General features: G+C 65.9%; 17 protein-coding genes. 11 read left to right on the top strand and 6 right to left on the bottom strand.

Annotation, left to right across the window (positions count from 1 at the left end; genetic code table 11):
- Positions 1–19: 19 nt before the first annotated feature.
- Both ACFY0F_RS31185 and ACFY0F_RS31190 read left to right on the top strand, forming a co-directional pair.
- Positions 20–1,030, top strand: a complete 1,011-nt coding sequence (locus tag ACFY0F_RS31185; protein WP_388801654.1) for an SEC-C domain-containing protein — start codon at positions 20–22, stop codon at positions 1,028–1,030.
- Between the two features lie 108 nt (positions 1,031–1,138).
- The gene (locus ACFY0F_RS31190; protein WP_388801657.1) at positions 1,139–2,482 is read left to right on the top strand and encodes a DNA cytosine methyltransferase; all 1,344 of its coding nucleotides are present in this window, start codon (positions 1,139–1,141) and stop codon (positions 2,480–2,482) included.
- Here ACFY0F_RS31190 and ACFY0F_RS31195 read toward each other — a convergent pair.
- From ACFY0F_RS31195 to ACFY0F_RS31210, 4 genes are all read right to left on the bottom strand, one after another.
- A complete protein-coding gene (locus ACFY0F_RS31195) occupies positions 2,426–2,854 on the bottom strand; it encodes a very short patch repair endonuclease (protein ID WP_388801788.1) in 429 nt (142 codons plus the stop codon). The genes ACFY0F_RS31190 and ACFY0F_RS31195 overlap by 57 nt on opposite strands.
- A 75-nt stretch (positions 2,855–2,929) precedes the next feature.
- Entirely contained in the window at positions 2,930–4,747 is a 1,818-nt protein-coding gene (locus ACFY0F_RS31200) for a DEAD/DEAH box helicase (RefSeq protein ID WP_388801660.1), read from the bottom strand.
- Positions 4,744–6,174, bottom strand: a complete 1,431-nt coding sequence (locus ACFY0F_RS31205; RefSeq protein ID WP_388801662.1) for a hypothetical protein — start codon at positions 6,172–6,174, stop codon at positions 4,744–4,746. Before ACFY0F_RS31205 ends, ACFY0F_RS31200 begins: the two co-directional genes overlap by 4 nt.
- Before the next feature lie 17 nt (positions 6,175–6,191).
- Positions 6,192–6,947 carry a hypothetical protein gene (locus ACFY0F_RS31210; protein ID WP_388801665.1) on the bottom strand — a complete coding sequence of 252 codons (756 nt, stop codon included), beginning with the start codon at positions 6,945–6,947 and terminating at the stop codon, positions 6,192–6,194.
- Positions 6,948–7,179: 232 nt separating this feature from the next.
- Here ACFY0F_RS31210 and ACFY0F_RS31215 point away from each other — a divergent pair, with 232 nt between their 5' ends.
- The gene (locus ACFY0F_RS31215; RefSeq protein WP_388801668.1) at positions 7,180–8,208 is read left to right on the top strand and encodes a helix-turn-helix domain-containing protein; all 1,029 of its coding nucleotides are present in this window, start codon (positions 7,180–7,182) and stop codon (positions 8,206–8,208) included.
- Positions 8,209–8,238: 30 nt separating this feature from the next.
- On the opposite strand, the gene ACFY0F_RS31220 is transcribed toward ACFY0F_RS31215, so the two are convergent.
- Entirely contained in the window at positions 8,239–8,865 is a 627-nt protein-coding gene (locus ACFY0F_RS31220) for an ATP-binding protein (RefSeq protein ID WP_388801671.1), read from the bottom strand.
- A 215-nt stretch (positions 8,866–9,080) separates the two neighbouring features.
- Here ACFY0F_RS31220 and ACFY0F_RS31225 point away from each other — a divergent pair, with 215 nt between their 5' ends.
- The 5 genes from ACFY0F_RS31225 to ACFY0F_RS31245 all read left to right on the top strand — a co-directional run bounded on the left by ACFY0F_RS31225 (position 9,081) and on the right by ACFY0F_RS31245 (position 11,245).
- Positions 9,081–9,926 carry a helix-turn-helix domain-containing protein gene (locus ACFY0F_RS31225; protein ID WP_388801674.1) on the top strand — a complete coding sequence of 282 codons (846 nt, stop codon included), beginning with the start codon at positions 9,081–9,083 and terminating at the stop codon, positions 9,924–9,926.
- Positions 9,927–10,124 carry a DUF397 domain-containing protein gene (locus ACFY0F_RS31230; RefSeq protein WP_388801677.1) on the top strand — a complete coding sequence of 66 codons (198 nt, stop codon included), beginning with the start codon at positions 9,927–9,929 and terminating at the stop codon, positions 10,122–10,124. It begins immediately after the preceding gene.
- A gap of 111 nt (positions 10,125–10,235) precedes the next feature.
- A complete protein-coding gene (locus tag ACFY0F_RS31235) occupies positions 10,236–10,463 on the top strand; it encodes a hypothetical protein (protein ID WP_388801679.1) in 228 nt (75 codons plus the stop codon).
- Positions 10,441–10,953, top strand: coding sequence for a DUF6879 family protein (locus ACFY0F_RS31240; RefSeq protein ID WP_388801682.1), 513 nt, complete (start codon positions 10,441–10,443; stop codon positions 10,951–10,953). The genes ACFY0F_RS31235 and ACFY0F_RS31240 overlap by 23 nt, the downstream gene beginning before the upstream one ends.
- A 127-nt stretch (positions 10,954–11,080) precedes the next feature.
- On the top strand, positions 11,081–11,245 hold the full coding sequence (locus tag ACFY0F_RS31245) for a helix-turn-helix domain-containing protein (RefSeq protein ID WP_388801791.1): 165 nt from the start codon (positions 11,081–11,083) through the stop codon (positions 11,243–11,245).
- Between the two features lie 170 nt (positions 11,246–11,415).
- Here ACFY0F_RS31245 and ACFY0F_RS31250 read toward each other — a convergent pair whose 3' ends face one another.
- Complete coding sequence (locus ACFY0F_RS31250; RefSeq protein ID WP_388801685.1) at positions 11,416–12,219, bottom strand: nucleotidyltransferase domain-containing protein; 804 nt, start codon at positions 12,217–12,219, stop codon at positions 11,416–11,418.
- Between the two features lie 467 nt (positions 12,220–12,686).
- On the opposite strand from ACFY0F_RS31250, the gene ACFY0F_RS31255 reads away from it, so the two are divergent.
- From ACFY0F_RS31255 to ACFY0F_RS31265, 3 genes are all read left to right on the top strand, one after another.
- Positions 12,687–13,433 carry an alpha/beta hydrolase gene (locus ACFY0F_RS31255; protein WP_388801688.1) on the top strand — a complete coding sequence of 249 codons (747 nt, stop codon included), beginning with the start codon at positions 12,687–12,689 and terminating at the stop codon, positions 13,431–13,433.
- A 385-nt stretch (positions 13,434–13,818) separates the two neighbouring features.
- On the top strand, positions 13,819–14,163 hold the full coding sequence (locus ACFY0F_RS31260) for a hypothetical protein (protein ID WP_388801691.1): 345 nt from the start codon (positions 13,819–13,821) through the stop codon (positions 14,161–14,163).
- A 175-nt stretch (positions 14,164–14,338) separates the two neighbouring features.
- Complete coding sequence (locus tag ACFY0F_RS31265; protein ID WP_388801695.1) at positions 14,339–14,851, top strand: GNAT family N-acetyltransferase; 513 nt, start codon at positions 14,339–14,341, stop codon at positions 14,849–14,851.
- Positions 14,852–14,857: the final 6 nt, after the last annotated feature.

Raw genomic sequence — 14,857 nt, forward strand, 5'->3', positions numbered from 1 at the left:
CGGCAGTACGGTGTCCCCCATGCGCCCCGACACGCCTGCCGAGAACGCCGACCACACCGCCGAAGCGGCACGCCTGGAGCGGACCGCCGGCCTGTACCCGGAAGACGCCGAGGCCCTGCTCCTGCGGGCCGCCGCCCACCTGGAACTCTCCGGCGACCGCCCCGCCGCCACCGCCCTCTACGACCGCCTGCTCTCCTCCGCCGACGGCCTGGACGACCCCCACCTGGTGCGGGCCCTGAAGGCCTCGAACCTCTGGGAGTACGACCACGAGGCCGAGGCCCGCGCGATCATCGACGGCATCCGCGCGACCGCTCCGCGGGACCCCGCCCCCTGGGTCATCGTGGCCGAGGCCCTGGAGTCCCACGACGAGCTGGAGGCGGCGCACGACACGTTCACGGAGGCCGTGAACCTGCTCCTGGCGGAGGCCGCGGAGCCCCCCTACTCCACCCACCCCCTCCTCTACGGCCGCCACCGCGTCCGCCGCATGCTCGGCCTGCCCCACGACGACTGGGACATGCTGGCCGACACCCTCCACCACTCGCCGGTCTCCCTCGACGAACTCCACGACCCCAAGCGCGTCTGGTCCCTCGGCTCCGACAACCCCGCCGAACTGCAAGCCGAGATCTCACGCCTCCAAGCCGAACTCGGCGCCTACCGCGAGGCGCTTTCCCGCCCCTTCCCGGTGGCGGTCCTCCACTGGCCGGCCGGCGAGCTCGCCGAGCTCCTCGCCGCGTACCCGGGCCTCACGGCGGAGTACCCCTCCCACGAGCAGCACCTGGCGACGATAGAGGCCTCGCTTCGGGAGCTGGCGTCTTCAGGCACCCCCAACCTGGGCATCGTCTCCGGGACGGTCCCTTCCTACGAGGCGTTCGCGGCGTCGGAGGGGTCCTCACCGGAGGACGTGACGTTGCTGCCGCAGTACGCGACCACGTTGGCGGCACGGGGGCGGGCGGTGGCTTGGCCGCCTCAGCGGGGGGTGGCTTGCTGGTGTGGGTCGGGGGCGGTTTACGGGGTGTGTCATGGGGTGTGACGAGTAGGGGCGCGCTTGCGCTCTGAGAAAATGCGAGACTCTTGGTGCCGAGGGTGCCGTGGGAAGATCACCAACTCTCGCATGAACCACCGTCCAGTAAGGAGAGTCATGTCCAGCGGCCATGATCGCCCCCAGTTCACCCAGCCACTGACCTCAATCGAGATCTGTGCGGGGGCAGGCGGCCAAGCCGTTGGGCTGCACCAAGCGGGATTCAATCACAGTGCCCTGGTCGAGTGGGATGCTCACGCTGTCAGCACTCTGCGCGCCAATGTGGGGGATTGGCCCGGATGGAGCCCTGAGAAGGCCCAGCAGATCACTCCTATGGATGTCCGCGACTTCCTGAGCTCCGACCTGAAGAAGAGCCTAAACCTAAAACCAGGCGAGCTTGATCTCCTTGCTGGCGGAGTTCCCTGCCCACCTTTCTCCTTGGCCGGGAAACGACTGGGGGAGGATGACGAGCGCGATCTCTTTCCAGCCGCTTTGGACATCATTGACGAGCTGCAACCGAAAGCTGTAATGATCGAGAATGTGCGAGGGATTCTCGAACCTCCGGAGTTTTTCATCGACTATCGGATTAAGATCTTGGACCGCCTGCGAGAGGCAGGTTACGTAGTCCCAAAGACCAATCCTCACCAGTCGCCCAAGGCTCTGGATATCGCCATGCGCAAATCCTGGCGACGGCTTGACGCCAAATATTTCGGCGTGCCACAGCTACGCCCGCGGGCGATCCTTGTTGCCATCCACAAGAGCGTAATGGACAAAAGTCCGCACGATTTCGAATGGCCGACGCACCTAAGAGCCGAAGAGGCTACGGTCTTTTCTCGCCTCCAGGAAACCATGCGCGAGCGCTGCGGCGACTACTGGGAGCTAAACAAGCACGGCAGGCCCGCGAAGCCAGACGAGCGCACCGGCAAGGACGTTTACGACGACTGGTACGACGCGGCCGAGAAGGCTGCCGCAGCAGGTCGGGGCGTGGCTCCGACTCTGGTCGGCGGCTCTAGGAAACACGGCGGAGCAGACCTTGGCCCTACCCGTGCCAAGCGCGCCTGGGCGGCCATGAACGTAGACGCCATGGGGGTCGCAAACGACCGCGAAGAATGCAACCCCGAGCGCGATCTGTTCAGGCCTGCCGGTCCTATGCTGACGGTTGAGCAGGCGGCGATCATCCAAGGCTTCCCACGCGGCTGGAATTTCCAGGGCGGGAAGACGGCACGTTATCGCCAGGTTGGAAACGCCTTCCCGCCACCGGTCGCTGAAGCAGTTGGCCGCGCCATCGCTGCGATTCTGCGTCCCGAGCATCGGACGGAATTGCTGGCCAATTACGCCATGGAATCCAGCGACAGCATCTGCTCTGGGAGCTCCGGCCCCAGAGCAGAGCAGATGGAGCTTTCCGTGTCAGCGCGGCCTGCGCGCGAGGACCGCGTCAGTGATCTGGCTAGCGCAAGCCTCTGACGGCTCGTGTTCCCAGAAACGGAGAACGAGCCATCCCGCCTCGGTCAGCCGCTGGTCCGTATCCCGGTCCCTCCTAATATTCCGGAGAACTTTTTCGGACCAGTAACCAGAGTTTGTCTTCGGCGGCACGTAATGTTCGGGGCACCCGTGCCAATAACACCCGTCAACGAATACCGCGACCTTCACCGGCCGAAAAACCATGTCTGCCGTCCGGCGAAGGTCCGGGAGCGGGCGGGCCGCGACACGGTAACGAAGCCCCTTGGCGTGAACCAGCCGACGGATCAACTGTTCGGGCTTCGTGTCACGGCTCCGGATCGCCTGCATGTTCCGGCGTCGCGCCGCAGAGGAGGCCCACGAACCCGCTGGAGCCACCCACTCGGTTTCGTTCGTCACACTTCCACAGGGTAGTGGGCGCTCCGTCGCCGCCGGTAAGTAGCCGACAGTTTGTCAGCGACCGCCTACATGCCGCAGCAGGGCTTCGACGTCGCTGGGCGCCAGCCCAGCCCCAACTGAGGGCTCTTCCTCGAGGTCTGCAAGCTGCTGGACTGTCGGATCATCGAGTATTCGCCCCATAAAGTCCAATTTCTTCTCCAGTCTCTTCGCCACCACGTCATCGATCGTCTTGCGGGCCGCCAGTACCGTGACCCTGGTCTCTGTGTCCGGTGCCAGCCCGAGCCGGTGGATGCGGTCGAGGCTCTGCAGGAACCGGCCGGCCATGAAGTCGCGGTCAACATAGACCGCGTCATGGCAGACGTGGTGCAGGCTGATGCCTTCACCCAGCGTGGCGGGGTTGGAGATGAGGACCATGCAGCTCGGGTCTTCACGAAAGCGCCTGAGCTGTTCATCACGGTCGGGCGTGCCGCCGTAGACCACGGCGGGGTTGTACTTGTCCAGCAGGCGCTCCAGGGTCGTCAGGCTCCGGACAAAGGTCGTCCAGAGCAAGGTCTTCCGCCCACGCGCGGCGTTCTCCGCGATGATTGTGATGGCCTCCTGGTACTTCGGTGACAGCTCGTGGTCAGGCAGGGACTGCATGAGCGAATACAGTGAGCTGCTCTCCGGGATCTCCAGAGGCGGAAGCTGGTAAGCCAGCGGCTCATACTTGCTGCCGCCTTCCAGCAGGAGCGCGGGGCTGACCGCGGCCATCAGCAGGCGAAGCGCCGTCCTGCCGAGAGCACTGAGATCGTCCCGGGCTCGGTCCGCTTTCGCACCCTGGGTCAGCGACTCGTAGATCTCGTCGTGGAGCGGGGGCAGATCCACGTAGCGGAGATTCAACTGCACTGGAGGCAAGCCGAGTTCATGCTTGGTCGTCCGGGTGAACAGAGGCCGCAGCACCGTACTTGCATGGGCGAGGTCGCCGCCGGCCACGGCCTGGACCACTGTGCGCTGGCCATGCCCCGGCCACACGAAGCCCAGCAGGTTCTCCAGATCCTTGGCACCGTTCGGCGCTGGCGTTCCCGTAAGGATGAGACGACGCGCGGCCAGCGGTCCCAGCGCCATGCAGGCAGCCCCGTACGTGCCCCGCGCACCGAGCTTCATCCGGTGCGCCTCATCTAGGATGATCATTGCGGGTCCGGCTTTGAGCCATCCGGCCAGCAGGCCGAGTGAGCGGTCAAGGCGTTCGTAGTTGACGATCAGGACTTCTGTCCACTGGTCCATCGAACCGTCGAGCACATGGGTCCGCAAGGCGTATTGGAAGCACACGGCGGTCTCGTAACGCCATGACTCGTATGCCGACTTGGGGCAGACGACCAGCAACCGGCCCACCCGTCCTTGCGTCTTCTGAGCCGCGTACACGGCCAGAGCAACACGGGTCTTACCCGCGCCAGGGACGCTGAAGTTGGCTCCATGCTGCAGAGACAGGAGCTTGGCTATGTCGCGGAGCTGGAACTCGCTGAGCTCGCCCCGCCAAGTCTCTCCGAGGAGGCCGCGTACTTCACTGGGGGCAGTCTCCGTGGCTCCCCGGGACTCATCCAGGCGCTGCTTGACCGTGTTCGCGTCCTGCACAACGCCGGCCACCAGGGTACGCAGCTCCGGCTCCCACTCCACACCCTGGGGATGCGGCCAGGAACCGAGCACCCCAAGGTCTGCGAGGAGTTCATCCAGCGCGATCGACGCGTTGAGAGGGCCAAGCTGGCCGCCCGTACGGAAACGGGCGGCCAGCTGGACGAGATCCTGCTGGTACTCATCGGTGGTACGCAGTACGACACGGGTACGCGTTTCATCGAAACCGAGTCGCAGCGAGGTTCCCTCGGCACTGAGCGTCATGCCGTAGGCTCCGCCGTTGCGGCTTCAAGCAGCCAGGCAACCCCGTCACCAGGGTCAGACAGACCCCGGCCTGCCTGCTGTGCCAGCTTACGCAGGCTGCTGCGAAGTTTGAGGACCGCGTCGTCGAACGCTTCCTCGTCCAGGCTGCGGGACGAGCGGGCCTGGACGAGGTCGGCCACGCACTGGTCGATGCTGGCGCATGCATCGGCAAGCCGGGCGGGAGCGAGCTGCTTACGCTTGCGCAAGCGACCATTCCGGCCGGCCGCCTCGATGGCCGCGTCGAAAGCTATCTTCGCCTCAGTGATCACTTCCTGCTTCTCGGCCCTCTCGCTGTCCGCAAGGCCAGAGTTACCGGTGTTCACCACTGCCTTGGCCCGAAGGAGCCGGTCGTTCAGCGCCCTGGCCTCCGAGACAGCGGAGGAAGCCGCTGGAACGGTAAGCCCCAGCCCAGGAATGACCACCCCGGCGGCCTCAGGCGTCGAGGATCCGGAAGCCTCCGGAGCGGGGAGAGTGTCGCCCAGGCCGTCCTTCAGGAAGTCCTCGTCGATGTGCCGCACATCGGTCTTGGAGAAGTCCAGAAGGATTGCGGCAAGTCGCCACTCCTTGAGCACTTCGGCCTGGTCGCGGTCAACCGACTCCAGCTTCATGTAGAGCCTGTGCAGTTCCTTCAGGCGCTCCTGAGCCCCTTCCCAGTCGACGAGGCGCAGCCTTGAACCCCCGCCGCTCGCGCTCCGGTCGATCAGCTCCCGAATCGTGGTCAGGATCCAGCGCTCCTGGTGGTACGTCTTTACCTGGATCCTGAAGGCCTTGGCGATCTGTTCCGGGGTCCGCCCGAGAGCGGCCTGCTCCTCCATCGCGAGCAGTCGGTTGATGTACGAGTAGTCCCTGCGGTGGTCCCGGCGGAGCTGCAAGGACAGCTCGACGGCATTGATGTCGGCCCAGGTGAACGACTCAGGCAGGACGCCGACCCGCATCGACTGCACGCCGAGTTCCCGCAGGGCACAAGCCCTCGTGTTGCCGTTGACCAGAATGCCGTGGTGGGTGACCAGACCAGGATCGTTCTGCCCGAACTGCTTGAGGCTGTCCTTGAGGCCGTCGAAGTCGGTGTCGCGCAGGTTGGGGTCGGCTGGGGAGGCCTGGAGGAGGAACCTCAGGTAGTCCTGGCTCTCCGCACTCCACGGATCCTTGTCCAGCCCCTCGTCGCGGACGGGGTCGTGGCTGCGCTGGGCCCGGATCCGGTGGGTGCTGGGGTTGAGGTACAGGCTGCTGATCGGGAGGTCGATGACCTCGACGTGAGCCTGCTGCTCGTTCCAGTCGACCGTCACGGTCTCACGGGTGCCGCCGGCGTCGCGTACTTCTCGTACCTTCGTCTTGATCAGCTCGCTGAACTCATCCGCCCTCGGCGGCGGGGCATACTCTCGCACCATCGTCGTCTCCGCTCCCGTCAGTCGTTGTCGTCGGCCAGTTCAGCGGCCACGGCCTTGCGCGAGTCCTCAGGGAGGCTCCGGTAAGTGCCCCAGGCCCTTTCGAGCGGTCCGAGCGTGCGCTGGTCAGCCTCGATCCAGGTGGTGAGCACCTGCCGCTCCATCGGAGAGAGGGCACGAACCTGCGCCAGCACCTGCGCCAGGTCCACCGTCCGCTCACCACTCCCCACGCCGCACCGCTTGCACTCCGTCACGGGCTGGTGGTCCGTGGACCCGTCCGACAACACCACCTTGCGCCGGGACACGTTCAGCACGGCCTGGGTGATGGTGTCCTCGTAGGCTTCGCCGGCGGCGATCCCGCACGCGCGGCACATGTAGTTGTCAGCCGCGAGAATCTTGGTCCGCTGCGCCGCGGTGATGCTCGCCTTGTGCTTGGGCGCCTTAGCCTTCCCGGGCAGCCATACCTCCGTTCCAGCGGTGACGAAACGCTGCTCCTGCTGCGTCAGCGTCGGGTCTTCGCGGCTCGTATCGATCTGCCAGCCGTAGTCCCGGAGGTCGCGCATCCGCCGGTCGATCTGCGCAACGTCCGGAAACGCCTCCCGCAGTTCAACCTTCTTGAACGTCTTGCCTACCCCCACCTCCTGGAGAAGCCACAGGGCCGTACGCGCCATGCTTCCCAGGTTCTCGCTCTGCCAAGACGGCAGCGTCATCTGCTGATCCTCCAGATCTGCTAAACGGCGAAGGCGGACATAGGCCGCCAACAAAACAAGCTGCATGAAAAGCGCACTTAAAGAGCAGCCTTAGATGCAACAGCCCCCCACTGCATGACCTCGGCGACGTCATGAGCGATTGCCTGCGAAAATTCTTGCATCAGCGATCAGGGAGAAGTCAACGGTGTACCTCTTGCGACAAAAACAGCAAGCACACCTGCCTTATCTTGCGGCACAATCCATGACGGCAGCACCTTGACCTGAACCGGCCGTAGAGCAAGGGATGGACCACCGAGACATGACGCACGCCAACCCCAGTCACGCCTGGGCAACAAAGAACATCAGCAGTGACGTTCCGCCCGGGAAGCGGGAGCTGGCCCTGCAGATCCAACAGCTGTGCCGCCACTTGACAGGCGAAAGTGACACAAAAAAGGGCATCCTCGAACCGACCCAGGCGCAAGCGGCAAAACGGCTTGGAATTTCCGAGACTTCACTATCGCGGTTTCTGAGTGGAAACTCCGTTCCAGCGCTAGAGCTCCTGGAGCGGATACACGTGTCAGCTTGCACGGACGCGAACGGTGGCCCACCTGCCAGCATCACGCTCGCCGACCTGGGGGAACTGCGGGAACGGGCGAACGCGGACCATTGCGACAGCTGCGTAAACCTGCGCGCCGAGCTGGAGAAGCTGAGGGCGCAGATGGGCGCACGAGTTGCGGACGCACATACAGGCGGTGTCGCCGAGAGTATGACCCAACAGCGAGCCCTGGTGGAGCAGCTCAGCCACCGACTTCAGGCCGTGGAGGCAGAGCGGGACCATCTGGAAGCCCAGAGAGATCACCTGAAGCAGCGCTGCGACCGCTCCAAGACCGAGCGGGACCGACTCAGGGAAGAAAATGCACGGCTCAGCATCCTCGTCACGGAGTCGGCGAGACATGCCGGCCTGGAATCTGGTCCGGCGGTAACCGCAACGTCTGAGCCGAGTCCGCTGCCGGTCCCCCGCCAACAAGGGGACCGGCAGCGGAGTATCGCGGACGAGCGCGCCGCCCGGAACATTGCCATCAAGGCTGACGCCCTCCAGGCAAGCGGCCGGCAAGGCAGCACAGTGTCACTCATGCATCACGCCGTGCGCACTCTGAGTCACGCAGAGGTAGCGGCGCTCTTGTGCTTGTTGCGTCACCAGCAGGAGAGCGAGCTTGCTGACAACCTGATCCACATCTACGGTCGGGACCAGAGCCATCAGGACGTTGTCCGCGTGGCGCTGGAACTCCATGAACGTGGAGCCCCTGACGACGCCGGCGCCCTGCTCAGCGTCCGCGCCGCCATGTGATCAGCCAACAGCAGGCGACCGGCAGGCTACCTACGCGGCAACCTCCCCTTCGTACCGCGCCTGAGCCTGGTCCAGCACACCGTCCGGATCGCCGCCGAAGGCCGCTGTCCAATGCAGGAGATCCGCGATGAGCGCGACCGCGGCGTCTTCCATGCGCATGCGCCGATACCGGCCGTCAGTTGGGGATGCGACCGCGTGCCCGTAACGTTCCAGTGCCTCAGCCGCCCGTTCGACCCTAGGGCACGAAGCCGTGGGGTTGACCGCGACCTCGCACCACACCGCCTTGCCGACAGCCGTCAGCACAGTGCCCCAGTCGACGGCGAGTGTCGCGAGCAAGTGCAGGCCGCGGCCGCACTCGTCGTCGCACCCCGCCACCCTGAGCGCCGGTACCGCGCTGCTCTTGTCGTGCACCTCAAGGCGCAGCCGCTCGCCTCTCCACTCAAGGATCAGGGTTGCTGAGGCGCCTTCGCCGACGTGCTTGATCACGTTGGTCGCCAGCTCAGTGACGAGCAGACCTGCTTCATCGGCAGCCATGGACATTCCCCAGTGTCCCAGTTGCCTGGTCGTAGCTCTTCGCAGGTGCCCCACCTCCGCAGGCACCGCCTCGAAGGGCAGGACACAGCGGAGTCGGGGCTCGGTGACATCGCAGTCAGTCATGACCGCTCCTCCCTCCCAAGCACGCAGAGCTGCGCCTTGCCGTTCCTTACGGCTGCACTGCGTAGCTGTCGGTAAGGGGAGCATGACACAGAGAAATCTCGCTGTGTAACTTCTCATGGGAATCTATCGAGTGAATTTGATGGTGGGGTGTTGGGCCCGTACCTAGCCTGATGGGGATCTCCGGGCCATCGCCCGGCGCACGGTGAAGGAACCGAATGGCAGAGCGGACTACAACGCGACGACGTCAACTAGGTGCAACTCTGCGCAAGCTGCGGGCGCGTAGAGGTATGACCCTGGAGGAGGCGGGACAGCTCGTCGGGGTCTCGAAGGCTACGGTCAGCCGGTACGAGACCCAGGCCGGGCCGGTCAAGTGGATTGTCATTGATGCCCTGTGTCGCGAGTACGGCGCAACCGAGGCTGAGCGGAGGGCGGTTGTCGGGCTCGCGAAGGATGCCAAGCAGCAAGGTTGGTGGAGCTCCGTCGCCGACTCGATCCCCGAGAGCATGAACCTGCTGCTCACGCTTGAGGACGAAGCGGTCGGTGAGAGCCACTTCTCGTGCGTCTACGTGCCGGGGCTCTTGCAGACCCGCGCCTACAGCACAGCGCTACAGAAGGCCAACGAAGTTCCCCTTGAGCCTGCGGAGATCGAGCGGCTGGTCGACATCCGTATGAAGCGGCAGGACATCCTCACACGGCAGAAGCCGCTGCGGCTCTGGGCGATTCTCGACGAGTCCGTGATCCGCCGCGTCGTCGGGTCGCCGCAGATCATGAATGAGCAGCTCGGCCGGCTGCTCGACGCCAACGAGTCCCCGCACATCACCCTGCAGGTGCTGCCGTTCTCCAAGGGGGCACACGCTGCCGCTCTCGGCAGCTTCGTCATCATCGGTGGCCCGGAGCCGGCTCTCGACGTGGTGTACGTCGACTTCCACACCGGCTCCCTCTTCCTGGAGAAAGACGAGGAACTGGAACGCTACAGACTTGCGTTCGAGTACCTACGCGCACAAGCGTTGGACATGGAGGCTTCCTCCGCCGTGATCCACCACGCTCGCAAGGAGCTGTAAATGACCGTCGACCCGCAGACCGTCTCTGAACCGCTCTGGTTCAAGTCGTCGTACAGCGGCGGGAACGCTACTGAGTGCCTGGAGACCGCTGTCGTACAAGCCAACGTGTTGATACGGGACTCCAAGCGTGCTGAGGGTCCTTACATCGCGGTGTCGGCCGTTGCGTGGTCCAGGTTCTTGTCCGCTTCGGTGAAGTAGTCGGCTATTTGCCCCCCATCCGTGGCAAGTTCCGGCAAGTTCCTGTCCTCCGCGACGTCCTGGCGGCAGGTTCTGGCATACGGATCGTCAGCCACGACGGAGGTGGACACCATGGCCCTGCGCAAGCTCGGCAAGGATCCCGAGAGCCCCAGCGGCGGTTCCCCCACGGTGTATCTGGACGAGGAGAAGGACACCTACCTGGTGCAGGGCTGGAGAGTGCTGGAGGAGGAGCGACTGGGCCAGATGGACATCCCCGGCCACGAGACCGTGGTGGAGATCCCACGACGCATGGTTCAGTTCTTCCTGGAGGTAAGGCATGACCGAGGTACCGACGTTTGAGGAGCTCTTCCGCGACTGCCACAAGTCGGCGGTCCACCTGGAGATGCGGGACTCCTACATGAAGTCGGACCCCGCCTACCTCGACTGGTCGGCCGGCGTCGCCATCGATCCCGCCGAGAGGTGGGCCGACTGGCTCGCCCTGGTCTCCGGAGCGACGAGCCGGGGTGTGAAGGTCCGCCGCGCCCGCATCGTGTCCGAGCCTGTCAGCAAGTACATCCAGTTCGAGCACGAGGTGACGAGTGGCCTGAACATCGCCGCGGGTGAGGAAGTCCGCTGGCTCCCGCGGCGGAGGGCCACCGGCATAGCCTTGCCCGGCAATGACTTCTGGCTGTTCGACTCGTCCTTGCTGCTGGTGAATCACTTCGATGGTGAGGGCGAGTGGCTGGAGCCGTCCCTGAGTACGGACCACCGCGAGATCGAGCTGTGCTCAAGCGCCTTCGAGGCGGTTTGGGAGGCAGGCATTCCGCACACCGACTATCAGCTCGTTTGACCGGCCTGGCAAGAGTTCTGCGTCAGCAACATGTCCTCCCCCTCAAGCGTCCAGGAAGCCCGTAACGCTCTCGGCAAGCGCGTGCGCGAAATACGGCTCGACGCCGGGCTGGCCGCGGGCGTTGGCCGTGCTTGTCGGCTGGCACGAATCCGAGTGCTCACGGTACGAGAGCGGCGCTCGTAGTCCGTCCGAGGCTGACCTTCGGGCATGGGCGCTGCGCTGTGGTGTGCCACATTCTGCCGAAGACCTCGTGACGACAGCACGCGGCATCGACGGCACATACGTGGAGTAGCGGCGCTTGGAGCGCTCAGGCCTGTGAAGCTCACAGGAATCGGTGGTTCCGCTCTGCGAACGCACGCGCGGTACGGCTAGCAGGATCCCTGGTGCACGCCGCCCCCGCCTCGGATGCGTCGGGCACCGTGGGCGGCGGCCGGGTGGTCGACTACGTCACCGTGGCTTCGCTCAGGACGTGATCTGCCTGCACACCTCGGCAGCCAGCCCGTCAGCGGCATCGAGCACGGCGGACAGTCCGTCCGGGGTGGTGCCTGACATGGCGAACAACCCGTGGGCGCGTGCCGTGAAGTCCTCAGGAGCAATCGGGAGTTGCCCCGCAGCCTGAACAGCTCCCTTTTCGTTCAGCACCCAGCAGCCCGCGTGAGCATGCAGGCCGTGCACAAGAAGCCCCACCGCGCGGAAGAGGCAGCCGGCGACATAGAAGGCGTCTCCGCGAGCCGCTCCCTTGCGTGCGTTGGCCAGTGTGAAGGGAGCCTCCCACTGCGCGTTGGCGATCAGCGCCTCGCGCAACGGCTCCGGATACCGGCGAGTCTTCTCTTGCAGGGCCCGCAGTTCACCACCGGGATCAGCAAGAACGCGTCCAACGGCCACCTCGCCGACGTAGGCATGGGAGTACACCCCCAGCGGGTGACCGGCCTGAACTCCTACTTCGAAGTGCCCCGCCCGGCATTCTTCCCAGATCCGCTGAACTCGGTCCAGATCGCGGTAGATCCAGTCGACACGGCAGCCGTCAACGGTCAGCCATGCTCCACCGTCCACCCACGGCCCCCAACCGCCCGGTTCCGTCACCTCAACCGATTCGCCAGTCAGCTCGGACGCGAGGAGACGCAAGGCAGCGGTGTCCAGCGGCGGTCGGTAGTACAGACCCAGATCGAAATCGGAGTCAGGCCGGTGGGTTCCCCTCGCTCGGCTGCCGCCCAGACACACGCCGACCACTCCGCGGACGTCGGTCAACCGATTCGCGATCTCCATCAAACGATCCACAGCCCAGAGTCTGCAGAGCCAGATCACTCACTGCGACCCCATTTCCCAGGGCCCACACCCGCCGCCCCGCGGGACCCTGCTTGGAGGTGCGGCATGACCAAGTCGCCCTCCGGCCCCACCTGTTCCGGCGGTGCGTCAGGCTCGATGTTCGTGAGGAACACGCCTCGGCGGCCCCCGCTGTCGCAGGGCCTCGCCTTGGCAAGCCGGGATGATACTCAAGGGGCTCTGCGCGGTGTTCCGACTCCTTCGTATCCGGCGTATCCGGCTACGGACCCCGCGCGAAAACCCGTTGGCGGGCCGCGGCGGCCACTGCTACCTTCACGGAGGCCGTGCGAGAGAACGAGGAGGTGGTACCCGTGAACGTATTCACATGGGTGCTCCCCTCCGGGGTCACGGTCGGGCGATAGGTCGTCGTCCGGGAGCGCCGTCCAAGCGCACTCCCGAAAGGCACGACCATGCATGTCACTTCTGAACGACGCCTCGATGACGGCGTCGTCGAGCGCGAGTTCACCCTCGGCGAGATCCCCGGACTCCTGTGGACGCCCGCGTCCGCGTCCGCCTCCGCACCGGTGCCGCTGATCCTGCTCGGCCACCCCACGCTCGGACTGCACAAGATGTACCCACGATTGGTGGCGCGGGCCCGGCGCGCCGCGGCGGATGGTTTCGCCGCGGCCACGATCGAGCTCCCCGGATGCGGTGACCGGCCCCGTTGGCCTGCCGCCGAGCAGGCCCGCGCCGACCTGCGCCGGGTCATGGAGGCCGGCGAGCCGGTCGGCGACGAGATCGTCGACGCCCTCGTCCTCCCGCTCGTCGAAAGGGCCGTACCGGAATGGCAGGCCGCCCTGGACGCCTTCCTGTCGCTGCCCGAGATCGGCGGCCCGGTCGGGTACTCGGGGGGAGTGATCTCCATCGGCGTCCGCCTCGCGGTGGTCGAGCCGCGCATCGTGGCCGCCGGCCTCTTCGCCGGGAGTCTCATACCTCGCGCCATGTTCGAGGAGGCCCGGCAGGTCACCATTCCGTTGCACGTCCTGCTGCAGTGGGACGACGAAGGCAACGACCGGCAGGCGGCCCTGGACCTGTTCGACGCCTTCGGCTCCAGGGAGAAGTCCCTGCACGCCCACATGGGCGGGCACACGGGCGTTCCGCAGTTCGCGGGGGAAGCCGCCGCGCAGTTCTTCACCCGGCACCTGAGGCTGGAGTGAAGCCGGGCCGTCAGGCCGCCGGCAGACGGTAAGCCGCGCTGACCGGGATGCGGCTCGTCGAGGGAGCGCCCCGGCGCTCCTTGGCGGCTTGTGCCGTGGGCCCCTTGGCATGCGTCACTCGCCAGGGGCCCATGCCGCCCGAAGCCATGAACAGGTCGATCTCTGCGGTGCTTTCGAGTGATGAGCCGTGCGGGCACCTGGCTGCTCATCAACCGACGGCCCACAGGCGGACGTTGCCTGACGGCGCTCACTCGGGTGCGCCGTTAAAGGCTTGGACGTGATCCGCTACGGATCAGTACCCTGCTTCGCGACCAGCCTGTCGGTCATCCACAACCGACGGCGCACGGCCGGCCCGACCAGCCGGCCCGAACAGAAGGGGGATCTTGTGTTCAACAGGAAGACGCTCGGCAAGAGGAAGCTCACCTCGCTCCTCTCGACACCGCTGCTGCTCGGCGGCATCGCCGTGGCCGCGCCCATCGCCGCGGCCACCCCGGCCATGGCCGCGCCGCACGGCTGCGGGTTCCACCAGATCAACACCTACTCGATCAGTTCGACCTGCCACTACGGCCCGGGAGAGCAGCGGATCAAGATCCTCTGCACCGACGGCATCACCGGCGACACGTACACCGTCTACGGCCCGTGGAAGCAGTGGTACCAGAACTCCGTGGGCGAGTGCGGCGCGCCCCAGCGGACCAACGCGAGGTTCCTCGAAACGCAGGTCAGGAACTGACCCGCGCGCTCACGGTCGTCTTGGGGCCCTGCCCGTCGTTTTCGGCGGGCAGGGCCCTTTTCCCCGGTCGGCCTCGCCCAGCCCCTAGCCGTGGAGCGCACGCGTACGAAGCCCTCGGTCCACTCGTCAAGGGCGGTGCCGTGGTGAGCGAGGGTCCAAGGACGGGTGATGTGACGTGACGGTGGTCGTGGCCCAGGTCATCGGTACGGAGCGGCTGGAGTTGGAGCCGCTGCGGGTGGAGCATGCCGAGGAGATGGCCGCCGTGCTGGACGATCCGGCTCTGCACACCTTCATCGGCGGCGCTCCGGACAGTCCGCAGGAGCTGCGCGCGCGGTACCAGCGCATGGTCGCGGGGTCCGGTGACCCGGCCGTCTGCTGGCTGAACTGGGTGATCCGGCTTCGGGACGAGGGCTGTCCGGCGGGTACGGTCCAGGCCACGGTCAGCCTCTCCGGGCAGGACTCCGGCGCCGAGATCGCCTGGGTGGTGGGGACGCCGTGGCAGGGAAGGGGCATCGCCGGTGAAGCGGCCCGTGGGCTTGTCGGCTGGCTCGCGGGGCAGCCGGTGCGGCGCGTCATCGCTCACATCCATCCCGAGCATCGGGCTTCCGCCGGTGTCGCCGCCGCTGCCGGACTCGCTCCAACCGGTGAATGGAACGAGGGCGAGATCCGGTGGCGTCGGGTCTTTTGACCGCGT

It is taken from the genome of Streptomyces sp. NPDC001544 (genome assembly GCF_042894285.1).
Classification (GTDB): Bacteria; Actinomycetota; Actinomycetes; order Streptomycetales; family Streptomycetaceae; genus Streptomyces.

What these genes read in the sequence shown, in the direction of transcription:
- ACFY0F_RS31230 (WP_388801677.1), top strand. Translation starts at nt 9,927, where the DNA reads ATGACCGTCGACCCGCAGACCGTCTCTGAACCGCTCTGGTTCAAGTCG.
- ACFY0F_RS31205 (WP_388801662.1), bottom strand. Translation starts at nt 6,174, where the DNA reads ATGGTGCGAGAGTATGCCCCGCCGCCGAGGGCGGATGAGTTCAGCGAG.
- ACFY0F_RS31235 (WP_388801679.1), top strand. Translation starts at nt 10,236, where the DNA reads ATGGCCCTGCGCAAGCTCGGCAAGGATCCCGAGAGCCCCAGCGGCGGT.
- ACFY0F_RS31250 (WP_388801685.1), bottom strand. Translation starts at nt 12,219, where the DNA reads ATGGAGATCGCGAATCGGTTGACCGACGTCCGCGGAGTGGTCGGCGTG.
- ACFY0F_RS31220 (WP_388801671.1), bottom strand. Translation starts at nt 8,865, where the DNA reads ATGACTGACTGCGATGTCACCGAGCCCCGACTCCGCTGTGTCCTGCCC.
- ACFY0F_RS31255 (WP_388801688.1), top strand. Translation starts at nt 12,687, where the DNA reads ATGCATGTCACTTCTGAACGACGCCTCGATGACGGCGTCGTCGAGCGC.
- ACFY0F_RS31190 (WP_388801657.1), top strand. Translation starts at nt 1,139, where the DNA reads ATGTCCAGCGGCCATGATCGCCCCCAGTTCACCCAGCCACTGACCTCA.
- ACFY0F_RS31215 (WP_388801668.1), top strand. Translation starts at nt 7,180, where the DNA reads ATGACGCACGCCAACCCCAGTCACGCCTGGGCAACAAAGAACATCAGC.
- ACFY0F_RS31200 (WP_388801660.1), bottom strand. Translation starts at nt 4,747, where the DNA reads ATGACGCTCAGTGCCGAGGGAACCTCGCTGCGACTCGGTTTCGATGAA.
- ACFY0F_RS31225 (WP_388801674.1), top strand. Translation starts at nt 9,081, where the DNA reads ATGGCAGAGCGGACTACAACGCGACGACGTCAACTAGGTGCAACTCTG.
- ACFY0F_RS31210 (WP_388801665.1), bottom strand. Translation starts at nt 6,947, where the DNA reads ATGCAGCTTGTTTTGTTGGCGGCCTATGTCCGCCTTCGCCGTTTAGCA.
- ACFY0F_RS31240 (WP_388801682.1), top strand. Translation starts at nt 10,441, where the DNA reads ATGACCGAGGTACCGACGTTTGAGGAGCTCTTCCGCGACTGCCACAAG.
- ACFY0F_RS31185 (WP_388801654.1), top strand. Translation starts at nt 20, where the DNA reads ATGCGCCCCGACACGCCTGCCGAGAACGCCGACCACACCGCCGAAGCG.